Source organism: Staphylococcus sp. CoH_129_LAB_1 (genome assembly GCF_058191515.1).
The window spans coordinates 65,316-86,650 of the sequence record NZ_JBXWKZ010000003.1; the positions used below are offsets into that span (position 1 = coordinate 65,316).

Annotated in this window: 17 protein-coding genes and 1 pseudogene; 10 read left to right on the forward strand and 8 right to left on the reverse strand. The window is 33.2% G+C overall.

Annotated features, from left to right (window positions below; translation table 11 throughout):
• Positions 1-148 precede the first annotated feature (148 nt).
• Positions 149-430 carry a DUF1413 domain-containing protein gene (locus AC2FB1_RS01915; protein ID WP_490673589.1) on the reverse strand — a complete coding sequence of 94 codons (282 nt, stop codon included), beginning with the start codon at positions 428-430 and terminating at the stop codon, positions 149-151.
• 157 nt (positions 431-587) lie between these two features.
• Here AC2FB1_RS01915 and AC2FB1_RS01920 point away from each other — a divergent pair, with 157 nt between their 5' ends.
• Together AC2FB1_RS01920 and AC2FB1_RS01925 are read left to right on the forward strand one after the other, a co-directional pair.
• Positions 588-1,283: an SDR family oxidoreductase gene (locus AC2FB1_RS01920; RefSeq protein ID WP_490673590.1), complete on the forward strand. Its 696-nt coding sequence runs from the start codon at positions 588-590 to the stop codon at positions 1,281-1,283.
• A gap of 125 nt (positions 1,284-1,408) precedes the next feature.
• Entirely contained in the window at positions 1,409-2,641 is a 1,233-nt protein-coding gene (locus AC2FB1_RS01925) for an acetylornithine deacetylase (protein WP_490673591.1), read from the forward strand.
• A gap of 65 nt (positions 2,642-2,706) precedes the next feature.
• Here the strand turns inward: AC2FB1_RS01925 and AC2FB1_RS01930 are convergent, their stop codons facing one another.
• Together AC2FB1_RS01930 and ppx are read right to left on the reverse strand one after the other, a co-directional pair.
• Positions 2,707-4,872 carry an RNA degradosome polyphosphate kinase gene (locus tag AC2FB1_RS01930; protein ID WP_490673592.1) on the reverse strand — a complete coding sequence of 722 codons (2,166 nt, stop codon included), beginning with the start codon at positions 4,870-4,872 and terminating at the stop codon, positions 2,707-2,709.
• A gap of 93 nt (positions 4,873-4,965) precedes the next feature.
• Entirely contained in the window at positions 4,966-6,507 is a 1,542-nt protein-coding gene (gene ppx, locus AC2FB1_RS01935) for an exopolyphosphatase (protein WP_490673593.1), read from the reverse strand.
• A 228-nt stretch (positions 6,508-6,735) separates the two neighbouring features.
• Here ppx and AC2FB1_RS01940 point away from each other — a divergent pair, with 228 nt between their 5' ends.
• On the forward strand, positions 6,736-7,554 hold the full coding sequence (locus AC2FB1_RS01940; RefSeq protein ID WP_490673594.1) for an SDR family oxidoreductase: 819 nt from the start codon (positions 6,736-6,738) through the stop codon (positions 7,552-7,554).
• Positions 7,555-7,940: 386 nt separating this feature from the next.
• Here AC2FB1_RS01940 and AC2FB1_RS01945 read toward each other — a convergent pair whose 3' ends face one another.
• Positions 7,941-9,017: a M42 family metallopeptidase gene (locus AC2FB1_RS01945; protein ID WP_490673595.1), complete on the reverse strand. Its 1,077-nt coding sequence runs from the start codon at positions 9,015-9,017 to the stop codon at positions 7,941-7,943.
• 161 nt (positions 9,018-9,178) lie between these two features.
• Between AC2FB1_RS01945 and AC2FB1_RS01950 the strand changes: the two genes are divergently transcribed.
• Positions 9,179-9,640: a DUF1307 domain-containing protein gene (locus tag AC2FB1_RS01950; RefSeq protein WP_490673596.1), complete on the forward strand. Its 462-nt coding sequence runs from the start codon at positions 9,179-9,181 to the stop codon at positions 9,638-9,640.
• Between the two features lie 53 nt (positions 9,641-9,693).
• Here the strand turns inward: AC2FB1_RS01950 and AC2FB1_RS01955 are convergent, their stop codons facing one another.
• Positions 9,694-11,274 carry an FMN-binding glutamate synthase family protein gene (locus AC2FB1_RS01955; RefSeq protein ID WP_490673597.1) on the reverse strand — a complete coding sequence of 527 codons (1,581 nt, stop codon included), beginning with the start codon at positions 11,272-11,274 and terminating at the stop codon, positions 9,694-9,696.
• Positions 11,275-11,457: 183 nt separating this feature from the next.
• Between AC2FB1_RS01955 and lnsB the strand changes: the two genes are divergently transcribed.
• The 5 genes from lnsB (at position 11,458) to AC2FB1_RS01980 (ending at position 15,933) form a co-directional block, all read left to right on the forward strand.
• Positions 11,458-12,240, forward strand: coding sequence for a CPBP family lipoprotein N-acylation protein LnsB (gene lnsB, locus AC2FB1_RS01960; protein ID WP_490673599.1), 783 nt, complete (start codon positions 11,458-11,460; stop codon positions 12,238-12,240).
• A gap of 39 nt (positions 12,241-12,279) precedes the next feature.
• Entirely contained in the window at positions 12,280-13,089 is an 810-nt protein-coding gene (locus AC2FB1_RS01965) for a CPBP family intramembrane glutamic endopeptidase (protein ID WP_490673600.1), read from the forward strand.
• 129 nt (positions 13,090-13,218) lie between these two features.
• Positions 13,219-13,881 carry an ABC transporter ATP-binding protein gene (locus AC2FB1_RS01970; protein WP_490673602.1) on the forward strand — a complete coding sequence of 221 codons (663 nt, stop codon included), beginning with the start codon at positions 13,219-13,221 and terminating at the stop codon, positions 13,879-13,881.
• Positions 13,874-14,656 (forward strand): ABC transporter permease, encoded by a 783-nt coding sequence (locus AC2FB1_RS01975; protein ID WP_490673603.1) that lies wholly within the window; start codon positions 13,874-13,876, stop codon positions 14,654-14,656. Before AC2FB1_RS01970 ends, AC2FB1_RS01975 begins: the two co-directional genes overlap by 8 nt.
• 29 nt (positions 14,657-14,685) lie before the next feature.
• Positions 14,686-15,933 carry an MFS transporter gene (locus tag AC2FB1_RS01980; protein WP_490673627.1) on the forward strand — a complete coding sequence of 416 codons (1,248 nt, stop codon included), beginning with the start codon at positions 14,686-14,688 and terminating at the stop codon, positions 15,931-15,933.
• 44 nt (positions 15,934-15,977) lie between these two features.
• On the opposite strand, the gene AC2FB1_RS01985 is transcribed toward AC2FB1_RS01980, so the two are convergent.
• Positions 15,978-17,327, reverse strand: coding sequence for a carboxylesterase family protein (locus AC2FB1_RS01985; protein ID WP_490673604.1), 1,350 nt, complete (start codon positions 17,325-17,327; stop codon positions 15,978-15,980).
• 100 nt (positions 17,328-17,427) lie between these two features.
• Positions 17,428-19,071 (reverse strand): APC family permease, encoded by a 1,644-nt coding sequence (locus AC2FB1_RS01990; RefSeq protein WP_490673605.1) that lies wholly within the window; start codon positions 19,069-19,071, stop codon positions 17,428-17,430.
• Positions 19,072-19,230: 159 nt separating this feature from the next.
• Between AC2FB1_RS01990 and AC2FB1_RS01995 the strand changes: the two are divergent.
• A pseudogene (locus AC2FB1_RS01995) lies at positions 19,231-19,802 on the forward strand (YdeI/OmpD-associated family protein).
• Positions 19,803-19,937: 135 nt separating this feature from the next.
• On the opposite strand, the gene AC2FB1_RS02000 reads toward AC2FB1_RS01995, so the two are convergent.
• Positions 19,938-20,993 (reverse strand): 2,3-butanediol dehydrogenase, encoded by a 1,056-nt coding sequence (locus AC2FB1_RS02000; protein ID WP_490673606.1) that lies wholly within the window; start codon positions 20,991-20,993, stop codon positions 19,938-19,940.
• Between the last annotated feature and the right edge of the window lie 342 nt (positions 20,994-21,335).

The following is a 21,335-nucleotide window of genomic DNA, read 5'->3' on the forward strand; positions in this document are numbered from 1 at the left end:
TGAATGACCTCCTATAACATTCAAGAACGTATCCTATCATGCCCTCGTTGGTGAGCAGTCGAGGGCATACCCTAAATATACCCCCAATCATTTTTGGATAATGTGTTAAAACCCGCATCTCACTTCCCTTGATGCGGGTTTATTTTTATTATAAAGATTTAAAATTGTTCTTCACTTCATTATATTGGTACTCTTGATTATACAATTTGAATTTATAGCCATCTTCACTGGAAAAAGGCATTCGAATATTTGGAATGTGATCCATTCGTGCAATAAATTCTCTCTCTTGGCGTGTACGTTCTTTGACACTCATGTTTAACCATTCTTCTTGAGTAAATAAATCTTCGAAACGAAATGAAAAACTTGTGCGACCTACTTTTTGACGTAATGCTTGAACTAATGGACTAAAATCTTTCGCAATCACAGACATATCATATTCCCCTTTAATTATAGTAATATATACATTCACTTTATTACGTTTAAATTTAAATTACAATCTATAACTGTTACTTTAAATTGATAAAAACGTTTATTTATAGATGATTATGGAAATGGAATGAATAAACAACAATAAAGGATGATGACGAATGGTTAAATTAACAGATACAGTTGCGGTTATTACAGGTGCGAGCAGTGGAATTGGTGAAGCAACTACCAAACGACTTGCTGAAGCAGGCGCAAAAGTTGTGCTAGCTGGTCGTAGTGATGAAAAGTTACAACGTGTTGCAGAACACTTAAATGAAGGTGACTACCTTATTACGCCAACTAATGTAATGAATCGTGATGAGGTTGATGCACTTATAGAAAATGCGATTGCTAAATTTGGTAAAGTCGATATCTTTGTCAATTGTGCAGGCATTAACTTATCTTCTAAAATCACAGATTACAAAGTAGATGATTGGGATAAAATGGTTGATACGAATATTAAAGGTTTATTATATGGTCTGAATGCTGTACTCCCTCATTTTGAAGAACAATCGAGTGGTCATATTGTCAATATGGCATCTATTTCAGGCTTTGAAGTTAATAAGACGAGTGCATTATACAGTGCAACGAAATCTGCAGTATTACGTATCGTAGAAGCTTTAGAGAAAGAGCTTGCGCGAACGGGTATTAAATCAACTAGTATTTTACCAGGAATGGTAGATACGCCTATGACAGAAGGGTATGACTTTGGTGATAGAAAGAAATTAGATCCTGAGAATATAGCTGATGCGGTGATCTATGCAGTGACACAACCTGCACATGTGAACGTTAATGAAGTCATCGTTCGTCCAGTTTAAATATAATAAGAATACGAGCGTTTCTTACCTATGGTAGGGAACGCTCCTTTTTTATCCGTCAATATTAGTGTTGAAATGTTACACTTATATTGAAAGATAATATAACTTAAAAGGGTGATAAAGTGATGGAACAACGTTTATTTGAATTACTCGATTTATTGGTTAAATATAATACTGAGAGTCCGCCTGGACGTAATACGGATCCTTTGCAAGATGAAATTGAACACATATTAAAGACGTTAAATTTTGATATTCAGCGCGAACATTTATATGACAATGATAGTGTGATTGTCGCAACATTAAAAGGTAAAGATAAAGATGCACCTAAATTAATTCTTAATGGTCATGTAGATGTAGCGAATGTTGACGATGATGCTAACTGGCAATATCCACCGTTCCAATTGACGGAAAAAGAAGGATGGCTATATGGTCGTGGTGTGAGTGATATGAAAGGCGGTATGGCTTCATTATTTTATGTTCTTGAAAAGTTACACCAAGAAGGTAAAGCACCTAAAGGGGATATCATTGTTCAATCTGTTGTAGGTGAAGAAGTGGGTGAAGCAGGGACAAAACGTGCATGTGAAATCGGTCCTAAAGCGGATTTAGCATTAGTACTAGATACAAGTGAAAACATGGCACTTGGACAAGGCGGTGTCATTACAGGATGGGTTACGATTAAAAGTAAGAATACCATTCATGATGGCGCACGTAGTCAAACGATTCATGCTGGTGGAGGTTTATTTGGTGCGAGTGCGATTGAAAAAATGACTAAAATCATTCAAGCTCTGAATGAACTTGAACAACACTGGGCAGTGATGAAACATAGTCCTGGTATGCCACCAGGTGCAAATACAATTAATCCAGCAGTCATTGAAGGGGGACGCCATCCTGCTTTTATCGCTGATGAATGTCGTTTATGGATTACGGTTCATTATTTACCTAATGAAAGTTATGAAGACGTTACAAGAGAGATAGAAGATTATTTAAATCGTGTCGCGGATGCTGATATTTGGTTGAGAGAGAACCCATTACAGTTTGAATGGGGCGGCGAATCAATGATAGAAGATAAGGGAGAAATTTTCCCAAGTTTTACCATTCCATTAGAACATCCAGGCTTTAAACAGTTACAAAATGCTCATTATCAAATTCACCATAGTGAAATGAAACACGGCATGAGCACCACAGTGACAGATGGAGGTTGGACAGCACATTTTGATATTCCAACCATTTTGTATGGGCCAGGCAGCTTAGAAGAAGCCCATAGTGTAGATGAAAAGATAGAAGCAAAAGAGCTTCAATCCTATAGTGAGGTACTCTACACATTTTTAAGACACTGGTATGAACAACCTGAAAAATAAATCATATCTATAACAAAAAAGCCAAGTCGTGTTATCTATGAACACGACTTGGCTTATAGTTTACATTATTTTTTTAATGTGTTACGAAGACGGTTGACCCAGCTAGCTCTTCTTTTGGAAACGACGGGCGTTCCTGAAGGCTGGGTTGCCTCCTTTTTTAATTTTTTACCGTACTTAACTGCTTCTTTCATCAAGTAAGCTTGTGAATCTAATGGAGACAAATCATTTTGAACATAGTGATAATCACCATGTTGATCAAGGTAACGTCCTTTTTGATTATCAGATAATTGTAAATTCATAAAGTCTACAAGCCGTGTACCAATTTTTTTATCTTCTACAGGGAATAAGATTTCAACACGTTTAATCATGTTACGTGTCATGACGTCTGCAGATGATAAATAAATACGTTCATCCCCATTATTGTAGAAGTAGTAAATACGAGAGTGTTCTAGTAGACGACCTACAATACTTACAACTTCAATATTTTCACTAATCCCTGGAATGCCTGGTTTTAAACAACAGATACCACGAATAATCAGTTGAATTTTAACACCTGCTTGTGAGGCTTCAAATAACTTTTCAATGATTGTCTTATCAGTTAAGGAATTCATTTTCATCATAATTTTACCGTTACCATGTTGATGATGACTCGCAATTTCTTTATCAATACGATCGATAAAGACGTCACGAATATCGAATGGTGCGACAATCAATTTATTATATTCAGGTTTAACTGAGTAACCACTTAAATAGTTAAAGAAATTAATGGCATCTTCAGCAATTAATTTATCTGTCGTAATAATACCCATATCTGTGTAAAGTTTTGCCGTTTTATCGTTATAGTTACCTGTACCTAAATGCACGAATGACGTTAATTCGCCACCGATACGTTTAACGACAAGGGCAATTTTACTATGTGTTTTTAAATGAGTCATACCGTAAATCACGTGACAACCAGCATCTTCTAACATACGTGCCCAATGAACGTTATTTTCTTCGTCGAAACGCGCTTTTAATTCTACAAGTACAGTCACTTGTTTACCATTTTCAGCCGCTTCTTTTAAACTTTTAATAATTGGTGAATCTTTACTTACACGATAAAGCGTTTGTTTAATCGCAATCGTATTAGGATCTTCCGCTGCTTCACGAATAAAGTCTACGATAGGTTCAAATGATTCATATGGGTGATGGAAGAAGACATCACGTTTTAATGCAAGGTCATATATATTATTATTACCTAATGAACGTGGAATTTGTGGTGTATATTTATCGTATGTTAAATATTTTAATTTATGGGATAGATGGTCAACTAACCCAAAGATAAATGTTAAATCTAAAGGACCATTAAGTAAGTAAACATCTTGTTCATCTACTTCTAATGTTTCTATTAACCAACTTAAATCTTCGATAGAGGCTGTACGATTATCGACTTCTAAGCGTACAGCAGAACCACTTTTACGTTCTTTTAAGAAACGTTCGATTTCGATAAGTAGGTCTTCTGCACCATCTTCGTGAATAGTTAAATCAGCGTTTCTAGTAATTCTAAATATAAAGGTGCTTAATACTTCATAGCCTGTAAATAAGTGGTTGATGAAGTGCGTAATGACATCTTCTACCATGACTACGTATTGTTTTGAACCTTCATTATAAGTTAAGAATCTAGGGATAAGAGATGGGATTTGAACGATAGCTGAGTTGATCGCATCTTCTGTATCGATATCAACAAAGATGTTTAAGCTTTTATTATTTAATTTTGGAAAAGGATGGTAAGCATCAATACCAAGCGGTGTAAGTGTTGGTAAAATAGTTAATTTAAAGTCTCTTTCTAATTTACTTAAATTAGAGTCAGATAAGTCTTCAGGTTTACACATAACGATATCGTAATTGTGTAATTCTTCAATGAGTTCGTTGTAGCGTTCATATTGAGTATTGACATATTTTTTTGCTTTCTTTTGAATGGCATCGACTTGTTCTTGTGGTGTCATTTGTGTTTTGTTTTCAGGTTTATCGAATCCCATTTTAACTTGGTCTTTTAAACCAGCAACTCGCACCATAAAGAATTCATCTAAATTTGAACTAAAGATAGATACGAAATTTAATTTTTCTAATAGTGGATTATTGTTATCATAAGCTTCTTGTAACACACGATAGTTGAAATCTAACCAACTGAGTTCGCGATTGTTATAGTATTTTGGTAAGCTAATATCATAGTCTCCCGATTGAGTTTGCATATTCAACATACACCTCGTCATTTCTTCGATTATCGATCTTTCTATTTGTGAAAATACATAAGAACTATCTAATTATAATATAGCATACAAATTTTAAGATTTTGTAAAGACAATAGACACTGACCCTTTAAGAATTTTTTCAATATGTTTTTTCTGTCTTAATGCTTGATATTTTTCTGCAATTGGTTCACCTTCAGTATAATGTACTATCAATTCGTAATCGTCGTCGCCATTTTTCATTTCTTTTAATGTCACATCTTCAACAAAGCTCGTTTGTGAAACATTTAAAGCATTCACAAATTTAATAATGCCACCTAGTGCTTGAATCTTTTCAATTTCTTTATTACTGAACCAATCAGTTTCTTTACAGTAGAACTTAAGTAAAGATTTATTTTTAAAACTTGCTAAAAGGGCTAGTTTAACGCGATCTTTATGTGTGTAACCATTAATCATTGAATTCGCAATAATATAATACGTATGTGGAGAACTTGAGTCTGAATCAATAAAGCTACCTAAATAATAAATATAGGCACCTTCTTCAAATAAACGTTGATAATTTTTATCAATATCTAGGTCACCTAACTCAATTAATTGTTTTAATAAAGATTTCGCTAATTTTAAGCGACCTTGTGAACTGTGTTCTTCAATATGATACTCATGTGCTAAGAAATAAATCGATTCTTTACGTACATTATTTTTGTCGAATACATCTGGATAATGTGAGCGAATTTGTTTAATGATAAAGCCTTCGCGTAAGCCATTTCTTGAAAATGTAAATTGCTTAGCATCTATTTTTTTATAAAGCGTTTTAAACACAGATACTGCTGGAAGAATAATATCTGCACGGTCACGACTTAAACCATCGAGATGGTTTAAATCATCACGTGAACTTTTACGTATAATGTCGTATACTTCCTCAATGTCTTTACCTGACATTGTATAATTGTGTACGCCACCTATAGGGTAAGAGTGTTCGGATTGATGAATGCGTGCGACATTACGTGCAGAGCCACCAACGCCGACTAATGCGATTTCTTGATCTTTAAGCCAATCCAAGGTATCAAATTGTTGAGATAAGAATTTCTCCATATCTTTGATAGCGCCTTTATCATTATGGTCTTTTCCTTCAAAGAATTTATGTTTTAACGTTACTACACCGAATGGAAAACTATGTGATTCAAATAATTCTTTATCCTTAAATAAAGTGACTTCGGTTGAACCGCCACCGATGTCTACAGATACACCATTTTCAATTTCAGTGGTATGAGTAATAGCATAGTAACCGTAATACGCTTCGTCTTTTTCGGGAATAATTGAAATGTTAATATCAAGTTCATCTTTCACTTTTTTAACAATTTCATCATTATTCTCAGATTGACGAATCGCTGCCGTTGCGACAGGGTGTAATTCTTTTACTTTGAACTTTTCAGATACAGATTTAAAACTGCGTAATGCTTCAATGAGTACTTTTATACCTTCTTGGCTCATTTTATTTTCTTTTGTCAAATATTGACTCAAACGAGCAGGAGTTTTAATGTTAAGTAATTCATTTAATCCTATATCTTTACTAAATTTAAAGATAACTAATCTAATTGTATTTGAACCAATATCTATTAATCCTATGCGTTCTTCCATCGTAGCCTCCTAAGTCCTTTAGTACTTGGTATTATAGTTTTATTTTACATGAATTTTATTAATTGAAAAAGATACGAACATAAATTACTTTTCGTTTAGTATCAAAAGCATTTTAATTGTTAAGCGATTTCATTTTTAAAACAGCGTTTAGCTTATGTTAATTAGTGGAAGAGTAGAGATGTATAAGAAAAAGAGAAACGATGTAAATACGATAGGGAGCGTGACAAAATGGGACGTTTAAATAATAAAATTGCAGTTATTACAGGTGCTAGTACTGGTATTGGACAAGCCTCAGCAAAAGTATTAGCTAAAGAAGGCACACATGTCTTAGCACTTGATATTTCAGATGAATTAGAAAAAACTGTAGATGAAATTAATCAAGTAGGTGGCAAAGCTACAGCTTACAAAGTTGATATTTCTCAAGATCAACAAGTTAAAGATTTTGCTGAAAAAGTAAAACAAGATTATGGTCATATAGATATTATCTTTAACAATGCTGGCGTAGATAATGGGGCAGGACGTGTTCATGAATACCCAGTTGAAGTGTTCGATAAAATTATGTCTGTAGATATGAGAGGAACATTCTTAGTAACGAAATTCTTATTACCATTAATGATGGACAATGGTGGTTCAATTATTAATACGGCTTCATTCTCAGGACAAGCAGCAGACTTATATCGTTCTGGATATAATGCCGCTAAAGGTGGTGTCATCAATTTTACTAAATCTATTGCAATTGAATATGGACGTGAGAATATTCGTGCGAACGCTATTGCACCAGGTACAATTGAAACACCACTTGTAGATAATTTAGCTGGTACATCTGAAGAAGAAGCTGGCAAAACATTCCGTGACAATCAAAAATGGGTGACACCACTTGGTCGTTTAGGACAACCAGAAGAAGTGGGTAAATTGGTTGCTTTCTTAGCATCAGATGATAGTTCATTTATTACTGGTGAAACGATTCGTATTGATGGTGGTGTGATGGCATACACTTGGCCTGGCGAAATGTTAAGTGAAGATAAATGGAAAAATTCTGTAGAATAAATCATGATTGATATGTGATTGTTTAAGTGTGAGAGATGACTTTATATGAGGTTGTCTCTCATTTTATATATATTTAGATAAATTATTTTATTTTATAAAAATGATATAATATCGTTGTCGTCTTTCCTTTAGACGGTAGTACGTTTAAAGGGGGTGAAGTTATGACGTTAATATTTGTACTCGTTATTGCCCCTATATTAAATAGGTGGCTTAATATATTGTTTGATTATTGGTTTGAACAATATAAAAATAAAAAAGACGGCAGATAATCCAATACAAAAAGAATCCCTAGTCTAGGGCAATAGACTAGGGATTCATGTCGTTATGACGTTAATACTCGTTAATAAAATATTAACATAAGTAGATGTAAAATTTCAATATTCAATTCACCATTTGATTTGATTGTATGTTTGGTCATTTAAGGAACGTACAATTTCAGTGATTAATCGTACTGAATTTTCATAGTCATCTGTATGGAGTACAGATACATTTGAGTGCATATAACGTAATGCGACACCAATAGTAATGGTTGGAATACCATCGTTAGCAATATGAATACTACCAGAATCAGAGCCTCCGCGTGGCGTCGTATCCCATTGAACAGTAATATAATGTTTTTTTGCTACTTTTTTAATATGTTGACGTAAGCCTTGATGAGCCACATTTGAAGCATCCATTAAAATGACTACTGGACCGTTACCAATCGCTGTGTCACTACCGTATTGCGCCATTCCAGGTGTATCATAAGCAACTGCAACATCGACCGCGATAGCTAAATCGGGGTTAATTTTATTCGCTGCTACTTTGGCGCCACGTAAACCTACTTCTTCTTGTACTGTACCGCCTGCATATAAATGAATACCAATTGATTCATCTTTTAGATTTTTAAGTACATCAATAGCAAGTGCGCAGCCATAACGATTATCAAAGGCTTTGGCAGTTAAATATTTACCATTTGCAAGTTGTTCAAACTCACTATAAGGTGTAATCATATTTCCAATTTCAATACCGTGTTGTTCAGCATCTTCCTTGCTTCTTACACCAATATCAATAAACATATCTTTAATATCTACTGGTTTTTTACGTGCTTCTGGTTCAAGTACATGAGGGGGTTTAGAACCAATAATACCTCGAATTTCTTTACCATCATCTGTCGTAATTGTTACTTTTTGAGATAACATGACTTGGTTCCACCAACCCCCGATAGGTTGGAATTTAATAAACCCGTTATTGTCAATTTTTGTGACGATAAATCCAATTTCATCTAAATGGCCGGCAATCATTAATGATTTAGAACTTGTTTTACTTTCTTTTTTACCGAAGATACCTCCCAAACCATCTTCAATAATACCATCACTAATTGGTTCCAAATATTCACGCATTTTTGCTTTAACTTGATGCTCATAACCGGCAATACCATTAACGTCTGTTAACGTTTTTAGTAATTCAATAGATTCTTTCATACATTGAGACCTCCTAAAAGCTTTGATAAATGTATTGTAGCATGGATAAAGTGAGTTTTCTGAAAAATGATGTATAAAATCTATGCAATTTAAATATATCCCATTAATAGTTAGTAAGTGATATAATTTGTATAAAATTAAATATGGGGAAGTAGATAAGTATGATGAAAAAATTCTTAACATTATTTGCATTACTAGTGTTAAGTGTCAGCATATTAGGTGCTTGTAGTCAATCGCGTTCAAAAACATACGAAGGTGATATTGATGGTAAGCATGTTCTTACAACATTAACTTATAAAAACAATAAAGTGATTAAACAATCAACTGTCAGTACTTTAAAATATGATGATCTTGGCATGTCTAAAAAAGAAGGTAAAAAAAATTTTAAAGACCATCGTCCTTTAAAAGATAAAAAAGGTGTATCATATGAATTAGATAGTAAACATCAAAAAATAGTTGAAAACATAGATATTGATTATAAGAAAGCCAACTTAAAAGATATCAGTCGCTACTTTACATTAGCACATTACTCTAAAGATTATAAAAAAGTAACAATGGAAGGCACAGTCAAAGATCTTAAAAAATACGGTTTTAAGAAAAAAAGTAATATGAATGAAGAATAATATAAAAGTGAGGCAACCATTCTTTTAGATGAATTGTCTCACTTTTATGTTTACTATTGAATCAGTTTTAATTTATAGCTTGCGATATCTTCAATACTTCCATTTTTTCTTTTAATCACAATATGATCTTCTGTAATTTCATTTGGGCTTTTAACACCTACTGCGGCTGCCACATTAAATAAGCCTTCATGTAAACTAGTAACATAGTTTGTGACACGATATTGTTTCTCTTCAACAATTAAAGCTTTCTCTTTTTTAGGGTCAGTTGTTGCGACGCCAACAGGGCAAGTATTTAAATGACACTGTTGACTCATAATGCAACCAATACTAATCATCATGCCTCTTGCAATGTTACACAAATCAGCACCGAGTCCCAGTGCAATGGCTACTTTATCAGGTGTGACAAGTTTGCCAGATGCAAATATCTTCACATATTTACGTGCATCATAACGTTCTAAAACACCCGTAACAATTGGAAGTGCAGTAAATAATGGAAGACCAACACCATCTTGCAATTCTTGGAAGGTTGCGCCTGTACCTCCTTCACCGCCATCAACGGCAATGAAATTTGGATAAATATCTAAATTAATCATTTCTTGAACAAGTGCCTCAATTTCATCAACTCGACTTACCACAATTTTAAAGCCGACAGGTTTCTGTCCGAGTTTTTGCAATTTAGCTACAAATTCTAATAATTCTTTAGGGTTATTAATGAAATCGAAGCGATTAGGTGAGTTGACTGTCTTATGTGGTTCGATATTACGAATTTTTGCAATTTCTTCAGTAACTTTATTGCCCTCCATATGACCACCACGTGTCTTAGCACCTTGTGCAAGCTTAATTTCGAAAGCTTTTACTTCTTTGTGATCAGCCACTTCTAAAAATGCCTCATCACTGAAGTTACCATCTTTATCTCTCACACCAAATAAACCTGGTCCAATTTGGAAAATAATATCGCCACCACCTTTAAGATGATATTCGGATAATCCACCTTCACCTGTATTCATCCATGTACCAGCGCGTGCAAGTCCTTTTGATAGTGCTGTAATAGCACGACCTCCTAGTGCACCATAACTCATACCAGATTGACCAACTAAGCGTTTGACTTTAAAGGGGTGTGCTAATTCTTCACCTATAATAACGGCATTATCATCTGATAAATAATATGGATCGATTTTTTTATTCTCACGATGTTCTTCACGTTTGAACAATCGTTCATTATCGATTGAATAAATAAATGTTGAAATCATTGAATGGTTATCAATTTGAAGTTCTGACTTTTGTAATGGAAACATAGTGTTTCTAATATAAAAACCATCTTCATAATTTTTCTCTGTACCAAAGCTAGTCATTCTTGAATGATATTTACCTGCTAAAACGATATCAGTATATTGATTTCTTGAAAATGGTTTTCCTTCGGTATCATTTGCAAATAAATATTGACGTAATTCTGGTCCTATTTTCTCTGAAAAGTAACGTACTCTGCCTAATACAGGAAAGTTACGTAACACACTATGTTGTTCTTGTCTTTTATCTTTGAATAAAAGAAATAATCCAACAATTAATATAGAAAGTAACACCATAATAATAAGAATATTAACTATGAATTGCATGACAGTAAGTAAAGTTGTCATGCCCATCCCTCCTCAATTCTCTTTATACTGTAAATATTACATCAAAAAATTTTATTTATAAATATGAATAGATAGATTTAATATTTAAATTTAAATGTTGAAATATGCAAAATATGAAATCTCTTATGACAATATTGTTTTTAAATGATAAAGTACTATATACGTAGTGAGTTGAGGTGACATATGAAGAAAGAAAAAGATGTGATCACACAAGTTTTACCAAAAAATCGTTGGAGTAGTTCTAAAATAATAAAAAAAGATTTTTTACTTATTCCTTTGTTTATCTTTTTTCAAGTGTTAACACCTATTATTATCATTTATGGTGTATTAGGTTTAACTGCTATGATGACGCAACAACCACCGCCGCGTTATTTATATAATGTAACGTTAAGTTTGAGTTTTGTGATGGCTCAGTTTATTGTGTTAAGATTATTTTTTACATTACATAAGTTTTATATTGCGAGCGTCGCACGGCGACAATATCAAATTGCGGTTCATCAGTACTTGAAAGTGATTATTTTAACTGTAGTAGTCAGTGTGACGTTATATTATAGCTTTAATGCATTTATGCATACGTTACCACATCCTCTAGGCTACATGAAAACACAAGCTCAACGTCGTTTAGAAGGATTGTTTATTCATCCAAGTGCACTGATATTCACCTTTATGTCAGTAGTATGCTTACGTCCACTCATTGATGAATTACTATTTCGTCATTTGTTAATTCATGAATTAGGTAAAAAATTTAACCTTTTAGTAATGATGATTGTCAGTGTGTTAATAGAAACAGTTGTTCAAGTATATGATTTAATTTCAATATTGGAAGCAATACCGTATATAATCATTTCAATAGGTGCAATGGTTGTATATATGAAAAGTGGGAAAAATTTAGCAGCATCCTATCTTTATCATAGTACTGTACAATTCATTATATTTATTATTACATTGATTGAGAAGCTTGGTTAAATTGAAGAGGATACTTAAATAGAAGAATAGGAGAGTTATATGACTTCGGAACATAATGATACATACTATCAAACCTCAGAACAGCAACCGATAAGAAATGAATTTGATTCAAAGCGTATGGTTAAACGTGATTTTTGGCTAATACCCACCTATTTAGTCATGAATATTCTTTTCCCACTCATTCTTACGTTTATTGTGATGGGACTCATTACTGCTTTGACAGGGGGTAACATTTCTAATGGTACGTTTACGAAGTATTATTTAGGATACGCACAAGTCTTTACGTTAATTGGGCAGTGTCTTGTTTTATTAGTATTTTATTTAATGCACCGTAAAACGATTGTTCCAATTGCTATTTCACGTTTTAAGGCATTAAAAAAACATATTCCACTTATTATTATTGTGATGGTATCGTTGTATGTGCTACAAGGTATATATGGTTATTTAACAGAGTTTTTACCAAAACAATATCAGTTTGATGATACAGAAAACAATAAGATGATTATTGAGATGTTTAAAGTGAATTGGCTTTGGCCCATCCTCTTCTTAGATATTGTTATTATCACACCAATTGTAGAAGAGTTATTATTTAGACATTTATTAATTCATGAATTAGGTAAAAAGTTAACTTATGGCGTGATGTATGTCGTATCCGTTTTAGCATTTGCGGGATTACATATGACAAGTGCATCGTCACCATTTGAAATTGGACCTTATTTAATTATGGCTACAGGATTTGTAGTTGCGTATCATTTAAGTGGTCGAAATTTAGCGATGACGATTACCCTTCATATGATAAATAACTTTGTTTCTTTTATAGCGATTATTATGAGTATCATTTGGGGTTAAGGCTAAGAGGTAGAGTCATTGAAATTCAAAAAATAGTAACATTGAATTTCATTACTTTGCCTCTTTTTTTGTTATGATAAAAAAGAATATTTCATCCCATTAAAGAGTAAAGATAAGGAGGAAACGTTTGTGTTATTAGAAGTAAAACATCTGACCTACAAAGCTGATCAACGAACGATACTCAATAATATTAATTTTAAATTAGATAAAGGTGAAACTGTAGCAATTATTGGTCCTTCTGGAAGCGGCAAAAGTACGTTCTTGAAACAACTCAATAATTTAATTAGTCCAACTGAAGGGGAATTATTATTTAAAGGAAAGCCGTATAATGATTACAGTCCTGAGGAATTGCGTTCAAAAATTAGTTATATGATGCAACAAAGCGAATTATTTGGAACAACAGTAGGAGATAATATGGCTTTCCCAGCATTAACGCATAATGACCAATTTGATAAAGACAAAGCAGAAGATTTACTTAATAAAGTCGGTTTATCCAATTATAGTCTAGATTCAAAAGTTGAACATATGTCGGGCGGGGAACGTCAACGTATTGCTATAGCACGACAATTGATGTATCAACCAGAGATATTACTTTTGGATGAATCAACGAGTGCATTGGATACACACAATAAAGAAAAAATTGAACGTATTATTTTTAAATTAGCAAATGAAGGTGTCGCCATAGTGTGGATTACACATAGTGACGATCAAAGTATGAGACACTTCCAAAAAAGAATCACCATTAAAGATGGCAAGATTACGAATGAGGAGGTTTTGAATTCGCATGAGTAATACAGCATTGTGTCTGACGGCATTACTATTAATTATCCCTATTATTATTTCTTATAAAGAAGGATTACATATTATTAAAGATTTAATTGTTGCGTCTATCAGAGCGGTAGTGCAATTATTAATCTTAGGATTGATATTAGAATATATCTTTGAAATAGATAAAGCTTGGATATTGTTAATTGCGGTTTTAGTTATTATTATTAACGCGTCATGGAATACGCTCAATCGTGCATCACCTGTCATGCATCATGTATTTTGGATTTCATTTGTATCTATTTTTATTTCTACAGCTATTCCACTAACATGTATTGTATTAGCTGGAGCTATTGATTTTAAAGCCAATGATGTCATTCCTATTAGTGGTATGCTCGCTAATAATGGACTCATTGCTATTAATTTAGCGTATCAAAATCTTGATCGTGCTTTTGTAAAAGATGTAGCCGATATTGAATCTAAACTAACATTAGCCGCGACGCCAAAGATTGCATCTAAAGGGGCTATTCGTGAAAGTATTCGATTAGCCATTGTGCCAACCATTGATTCTGTAAAAACATATGGTTTAGTATCTATTCCAGGTATGATGACAGGTTTAATTATTGGAGGTATGGCGCCATTACAAGCTATAAAATTCCAATTACTTGTCGTGTTTATCCATACTACTGCAACGATTATGTCAGCATTGATTGCAACTTATTTAAGTTATGGTCAATTCTTTAATGCGCGTCATCAACTCATAGCACGTACAAGTCCCGTAAAAAGAAACCGTAGTAATTAAAGAAGTCTTCTCACACAAAAATTCAAAAAATATTATATAATAAAGCAGTTACGACTCATTGCGTAACTGTTTTTTTACGCAAAAAATATAAAGAGAAAGGAGTTCTATGCATGTCTATCATGCGAGTTGCAACCTTTATTATTAGTGTGTTTATCGTGGGTATGGTTGAAATGATGGTTGCAGGGATTATGAACTTAATGAGTGCAGACCTGGGTGTGTCTGAAGCGGTAATTGGTCAACTTGTTACTTTATATGCACTCACATTTGCTATTTGTGGCCCTATACTCGTCAAGCTTACAAACCGTTATGCAGTTCGACCAGTGTTATTATGGACACTTGTGGTATTTATTATTGGGAATGCGATGATTGCAATAGCACCTAACTTTACCATTTTAGTCATTGGACGTATCTTATCTTCAGCAGCAGCTTCACTCATTATCGTAAAAGTGTTAGCTTTAACAGCGATGTTAACCCTTCCTAAACATAGAGGGAAGATGATTGGTGTCGTTTATACTGGATTTAGTGGGGCTAACGTTTTTGGTGTCCCAATTGGCACGATGATTGGGGATGCTATAGGTTGGAGATTTACATTTTTATTTATTATTGTTGTAAGCGTGATAGCCGGTGGACTAATGATGGTGTATTTGCCAACAACATCAGAGTTAAATCAGGTTCAACGAAAATGGGGGCTATCTTCAGGCCATCAACCTAATACGTCTAAAATTTTAAGACCAATAGAAGTATGGAAATACTTAGCGGTTACGTTTCTCATTTTAGTAGCTAATTCTGTAACATTTGTTTATATTAATCCGCTTATATTAAATAGTGGTCATCAGATGGGATTTGTGTCGCTAGCATTATTAGTTAATGGTATTGCAGGAGTGATTGGCACCTCATTAGGCGGGGTATTAGCTGATAAACTCACAAGTAAGCGTTGGTTAATCATTGCCTTTTCAATTTTTATTATTATGATGTTAATCATGAATTTAATATTACATACAGTATGGATACTATTAATCGGCTTATTTATTTGGAATATTGTACAATGGAGCACTAATCCAGCAATTCAAAGTGGTATCATCGACCATGTGGAAGGGGATACAAGTCAAGTGATGAGTTGGAATATGTCAAGTTTAAATGCTGGCATAGGATTTGGAGGTATTATTGGGGGGCTTGTAGTCTCACATATCTCTGTTCCAGCAGTCACTCTTGTCAGTGCAATGATTGGGGCGATGGGATTAATGATTGTGTTGAGTCTGAAAAATATACATATATAAAAATATAAATAAAGAGCGAGGTAAGATACATTCTAACTCGCTCTTTATTTATATATATGACAATAAGGTGTATTAATAGAATAGGTCGGCCAAGGCATAGCATGATGTGTCGCGAAATAGACTAAATCACGAATCATGAATGTACTTAATCGACGTTCATGTTCTAATGATTGAATACCATGTGCTTTTAAGATGTTCACTTTTCCAAACCAAAAGACTAAATCTAAAATGTGATAGGCAGATTGGAAAGGGGATTGGTTTGGAAGGCACCAATCAAAGCGTAATTTCCAGCAATAGCGATGATATTTGAGTGTATTTAAAAGTGAACATACAGGTGCTTCAAAGTAATGTAGTGTCACCATTCGTGCTTGTTCTTCACCAGTTTGTACTTGAGAGATATTAAGATTGATATCATTGAGTTTCATTACTTCAATAAAGCGTTCAGGTGATAACTTTCTAGATTCGTTACGAATATATATATTACCTTCATCTCTTGTAGTACCTATTACAAGGGGTTTAGTGAATTGAGAAAGTGGACGAGACATATTTGAATCTTTAATAGGTGCATAAATCAATTCGAGTCCCTTTGATTGACCACGTGATGCTTCATCATAGGACATTAATGTTAGTATGTCTGTAGCAGTTAAATCAGTAATATGTTTGTCAGGATAATACGTATGTATCAAGCTTTCAAAGTGTGCCGCTTTTTCTTGCCCTAATAATTGTGAATCAAGACGAAGTGAGCCACTTAGTAGCATCACTTGATGATAATATTGATCTAACTCTGGCTGTTGCATTAACGCCATGATGCTCATACTACCAGCAGATTGTCCCATTAACGTGATATTGTTCGGATTTCCACCGAAATAAGTAATAAACGTATGAACCCATTTAAGGACATTGATTTGGTCAGATAAACCATTATTTTTATCATTATTTTTATTGAAATAAGACCAGTCTAAAAAGCCTAATGCACCTAATCGATAATTAAAAGTAATGACAATCACATCGTGCTGTTCAACAATATATTCTGGTGTATAAAGTTCTTGAGATCCATGTCCATTTACGAATCCACCACCATAAAAATAGATAATCACTGGCTTGTTGATATGCTCATTATTTTGAGACCAAATATTTAAATATAAACAATCTTCACTTTGGTTAAATGATTGAGAATGTGTTGAAAAGAATGTCTCGAGTTTATTATATGGTTGGGGTGGGATAGATTGAAATGATGTTGCGTCAATAGTTTTATCCCATTTATTTAAACATTTAGAGCGTTTAAATCGCTGTTCATTAATAGGTTGATGAGCATAGGGAATGCCAAGAAAGTAATTCAAATTTCCTTTTGTATAACCTTTAATATGTCCGCCAGATGTTTTAATTAGAGTCAACAGTATCATCTCCGTATTTAGCTTATAATTAATATAACATTAAAAAAAACGTCTGAAGCAAGATTAGACTTTTTCTAACTTGTTCCAGACGTTTAAACGACTATTCTTTACCTTCAGCAGCAGCTTGTGCTTCTTCTGGTGAGCCGTCTTTCATTTTTTTATTAATTTTCTTAGCACGTTTAAAGTAAATACTGTTAAAGTGACTTGAAGAACCAATTTTATAGAAAATTAATGATAATACAATGATAACAATAAAATCATATGGGTAGTGAATCCAGTTCATACCTTTAAATTCTTTACTACCGATGAATGACATAGCAGCTAAAAGAATAAGATAAATAATAATCCACATACTACCACCGATTTGTTTTTTAGTGTTTTTCCAGTTCATTTTATATTCATAGAAGAAATAAATCGGTAAACCTAAAATAATTATTAAAATAACTTCTGCCGTTGTTGGCCACATTGCCCAGTAAATAGCGAGTGACGCTAATACAAATGATAAAGGCGCCATTACTTTTAATAATTTACCACGGAATGGACGATGTAATTTAGGTCCCATTTTACGTAATGAAATCACAGTTGTTGGACCAGTAAGGTAGGCTACTAATGTTGCAGTTGAAATAACGGCAGCTAATACACCCCAGTCACGGAACAACGTTACCATGATGATACTCATAATGGCATTAAATGCGATTGCCACACGAGGAATGTTATATTTTGTATTAATTTTTCCTAAGAATTTAGGAATATGACCATTTTTTTCCATTGCACTTAGTACACGTCCAGTAATCGCTACAAATGATACACCTGTACCAAATGGCGATACGACAGCTTCGATATAAAGTAAAATTGCTAGCCAATTAATACTTAATAAAATCGCCATATCTGCAAATGGTGAATTAAAGTTAATACCGTGCCAACCATGTGAATGAATCATTGATTGTGGCATTGAAGTGATAAATGTACTTTGTAAAATGATGTATAAAATTGCACTTAATGTTAATGAAATGGCAATACCACGTGCAATATTTTTTTCGGGATTTTTAATTTCTGAGCCCATGTTAATGATAGTTTGGAATGCATTAAATGAGAAAATGATACCTGATGTTGTTGTTGCTGCAAAAATAGGTGCGCTACCATAAGGCATAAATGTATTTAACGAATGACCGTAGTTGCCTGTGTCAAATCCTGAGATCGTTAACATAATAATTGTTAAAATTGGCACACCTAATTTAAATACTGAGATAAGGCTTGTAAACGATGTTAAAAGTTTAACAGACCAGTAATTTAATAGTGAAAAGATAATAATGATAAGATAAACCACAAATAAGCCTATAGTACTTATTGATCCATTTTGCATTAATGCATGTGTGGGTTTAGCCCAGTCCCAAGGCCACGAGCTTATATATTGTACCGCAGATACTGCTTCAATTGGAATGATTGTTACCAGTGAGACCCAGTTTGCCCATGCAGCAATGAAACCAAGTAGTGATCCATGTGTATATTGCGCATAGTTACTCATTCCACCTGATTGTGGAAACATTGTTCCAATTTCAATATAGTTATAGGAAATAGTTCCAATCACAAGGAAACCTATAATCCATGAGATAATGGCTGCTGGTCCAGCTACTGAAGAAGCTTCCCAAGCTCCAAAGAGCCAACCAGAACCGATTAACGAACCTAAACCGAGTAACACGAGTTGCGTTAGGTTAATTTTATTATCGCTTTTATTCTTGCCCATACATACTCCTTTAAAATAATTTAATTTTTTATTTATAAAAAATGATACGTCACAATTATACGCTTATCATTTAATTAGTCAAATTGAAAATTTATGATATTTCAAAATATTATTAAAAGTAGTTTATAAGATTTTTTATAACATAATGATTATAATATTATGGAAAGGTATGGTGGGGAAGAGAAGTTGAATAAACAATCAAATAAAAACGTTTTAAGTTTTTTAGAAAAGGATAGTCAATGTTATACATTAAATAATAAAAATGTTGTACTTATTCATGGTTTCAAACACTATGTAGCATTGCTTTTTCATAAAGGTGTGTTGTCAGAAGACAAATACCACACATTAATTCAACAAACTGAAAAGTTCAAGCGGCAAGACAACTAAGATTTACATCTTTAGAAGAAATCAAACAGCGTCGTGAAGAAATATTATATTATGTGAATGAAGCAATCAAGACAGAAAAAGGTACAAATGAAAAAACAGAAAACTATCACATACCTGAAGAATTACAAATTAAATTTGATGAAAATCCTAAAATAAAAGAAGAATTTCATAAGCTAACGCCTGGGAGATAGCATCAATATCTTTATTATATTTCACAGGTAAAACGTAGTGAAACAAGACAAAAAAGAATAGAAAAGTACATTGATCATATTATGGATGGAAAGGGAATGAATGATAAATACAAACATAGATTTATAGATAGTAAGAAAAAAAGTATGATTTGAAATAATACGAAGAAGGGAGTGGGACAACATTCATTTTGAATTCGTCGTCCCACTCCACTCTCTAGCCCTACATAGAGACTAGAACTAAAAATGTCTGAGACATAATGAGTTGTCTCAGACACTTAAAATATTTAATTAATATTTTTGGTCACCATTTAATTTAACTAAGATTTTAGCTTGTGATTTATCTTTTACTAATTGTTCAAATCCAGATTCAACAATGTTGTCTAATTCAATTTTATCTGTTACAACACTCTTAACATCTAAGCTACCATTTGCGATTAAATCTATTGTTTGTTGGAATGTAGTTGGTGTGTAAGCAATAGTAGAAGTTAATTTAACACCAGAGTTTGTTAATAACATTGGATCAAAGTTAACTTCGTGTGCAAAGATTGAAACAATAACAACACTACCTCTTGGACGTGTCACTTTTACAGATTGTGCTAATGTTACTCCAACACCAGCAACTTCAAATGTTACATCTACGCCGTTTTCAGTGTGTTCGTTTACGAATTCTAGTGGATCAGTATTACCAGAATTTACCACGTGAGTTGCGCCCACTTCTTTAGCTTTAGCTAAACGTTCTTCTGATAAATCGAATACGAAGATTTTACTAGCACCAGCTGCTTTAGCTGCAACAACTGTTAATAAACCAATTGGACCCGCACCAAAGATGGCAACAGTGTCACCAAATAATAAGTTACCTTCTTTAACAGCTTGCACTGCTACTGCTGTTGGTTCAACTAATGCGCCTTCTTGAGCAGACACATTTTCAGGTAAATGATATACATTTTCTTCAGGTGCATTAGTGAATTCAGCGAAACCACCATCAGAACCCAATCCGATGAATGTATAACCATCGTATAAATCTACATTTTCTTCTTTTTCACGTGCAGAAACAGTTGGGTTTACAACGACACGGTCACCTTTTTTGTATTTTGTAACGTCTTTACCCACTTCTTCAACAATACCTGAGAATTCATGACCTAAAGTCACAGGTGCTTTTTGACCTAAGAATGGATCGGGTTTGTCAGTTGAAATAAATACTGGGCCTTCTAAATATTCGTGTAAGTCAGTACCACAAATACCAGCCCAAGATACTTTAACTTTTACTTCGTTATCTTTTAATTCTTTTGGTTCACGATCTTCAACGCGAACATCTTTTTGACCATACCATACTGCTGCTTTCATGAAATATAACATCCCTTTCATATAATACTCTTTACATTTATAGATTAATACTAGTGGCCAAGGAATTCAAATATATATATATAAATTAATATACACTTTAGAAAATTGTGACAATTTCGTGAATTTTAATTTTGAACAATATAATAAGTCTAATGTTATATTCAATATGTTTCCTATTATAGAAATGGATTAATATCAAAAACTTAAAAAAATAATTATGTAAAAAATTTAATTATTACTTATAAATAATGTTTTAAAAAGTTATAAAGGGTATATAGATATAAATGATGAGATTTTAACGTTTTTTATCAGAATTCAATTTTTCAAAACTTTATTACGAAA

Bases quoted from the DNA above. Each gene is read 5' to 3' on its own strand.
- AC2FB1_RS01920 (WP_490673590.1), top strand. From the start codon at position 588: ATGGTTAAATTAACAGATACAGTTGCGGTTATTACAGGTGCGAGCAGT.
- AC2FB1_RS01945 (WP_490673595.1), bottom strand. From the start codon at position 9,017: ATGAAAGAATCTATTGAATTACTAAAAACGTTAACAGACGTTAATGGT.
- AC2FB1_RS01990 (WP_490673605.1), bottom strand. From the start codon at position 19,071: ATGGGCAAGAATAAAAGCGATAATAAAATTAACCTAACGCAACTCGTG.
- AC2FB1_RS01930 (WP_490673592.1), bottom strand. From the start codon at position 4,872: ATGCAAACTCAATCGGGAGACTATGATATTAGCTTACCAAAATACTAT.
- AC2FB1_RS01975 (WP_490673603.1), top strand. From the start codon at position 13,874: ATGAGTAATACAGCATTGTGTCTGACGGCATTACTATTAATTATCCCT.
- AC2FB1_RS01915 (WP_490673589.1), bottom strand. From the start codon at position 430: ATGTCTGTGATTGCGAAAGATTTTAGTCCATTAGTTCAAGCATTACGT.
- lnsB (WP_490673599.1), top strand. From the start codon at position 11,458: ATGAAGAAAGAAAAAGATGTGATCACACAAGTTTTACCAAAAAATCGT.
- AC2FB1_RS01925 (WP_490673591.1), top strand. From the start codon at position 1,409: ATGGAACAACGTTTATTTGAATTACTCGATTTATTGGTTAAATATAAT.
- ppx (WP_490673593.1), bottom strand. From the start codon at position 6,507: ATGGAAGAACGCATAGGATTAATAGATATTGGTTCAAATACAATTAGA.
- AC2FB1_RS02000 (WP_490673606.1), bottom strand. From the start codon at position 20,993: ATGAAAGCAGCAGTATGGTATGGTCAAAAAGATGTTCGCGTTGAAGAT.
- AC2FB1_RS01955 (WP_490673597.1), bottom strand. From the start codon at position 11,274: ATGACAACTTTACTTACTGTCATGCAATTCATAGTTAATATTCTTATT.
- AC2FB1_RS01940 (WP_490673594.1), top strand. From the start codon at position 6,736: ATGGGACGTTTAAATAATAAAATTGCAGTTATTACAGGTGCTAGTACT.
- AC2FB1_RS01950 (WP_490673596.1), top strand. From the start codon at position 9,179: ATGATGAAAAAATTCTTAACATTATTTGCATTACTAGTGTTAAGTGTC.
- AC2FB1_RS01965 (WP_490673600.1), top strand. From the start codon at position 12,280: ATGACTTCGGAACATAATGATACATACTATCAAACCTCAGAACAGCAA.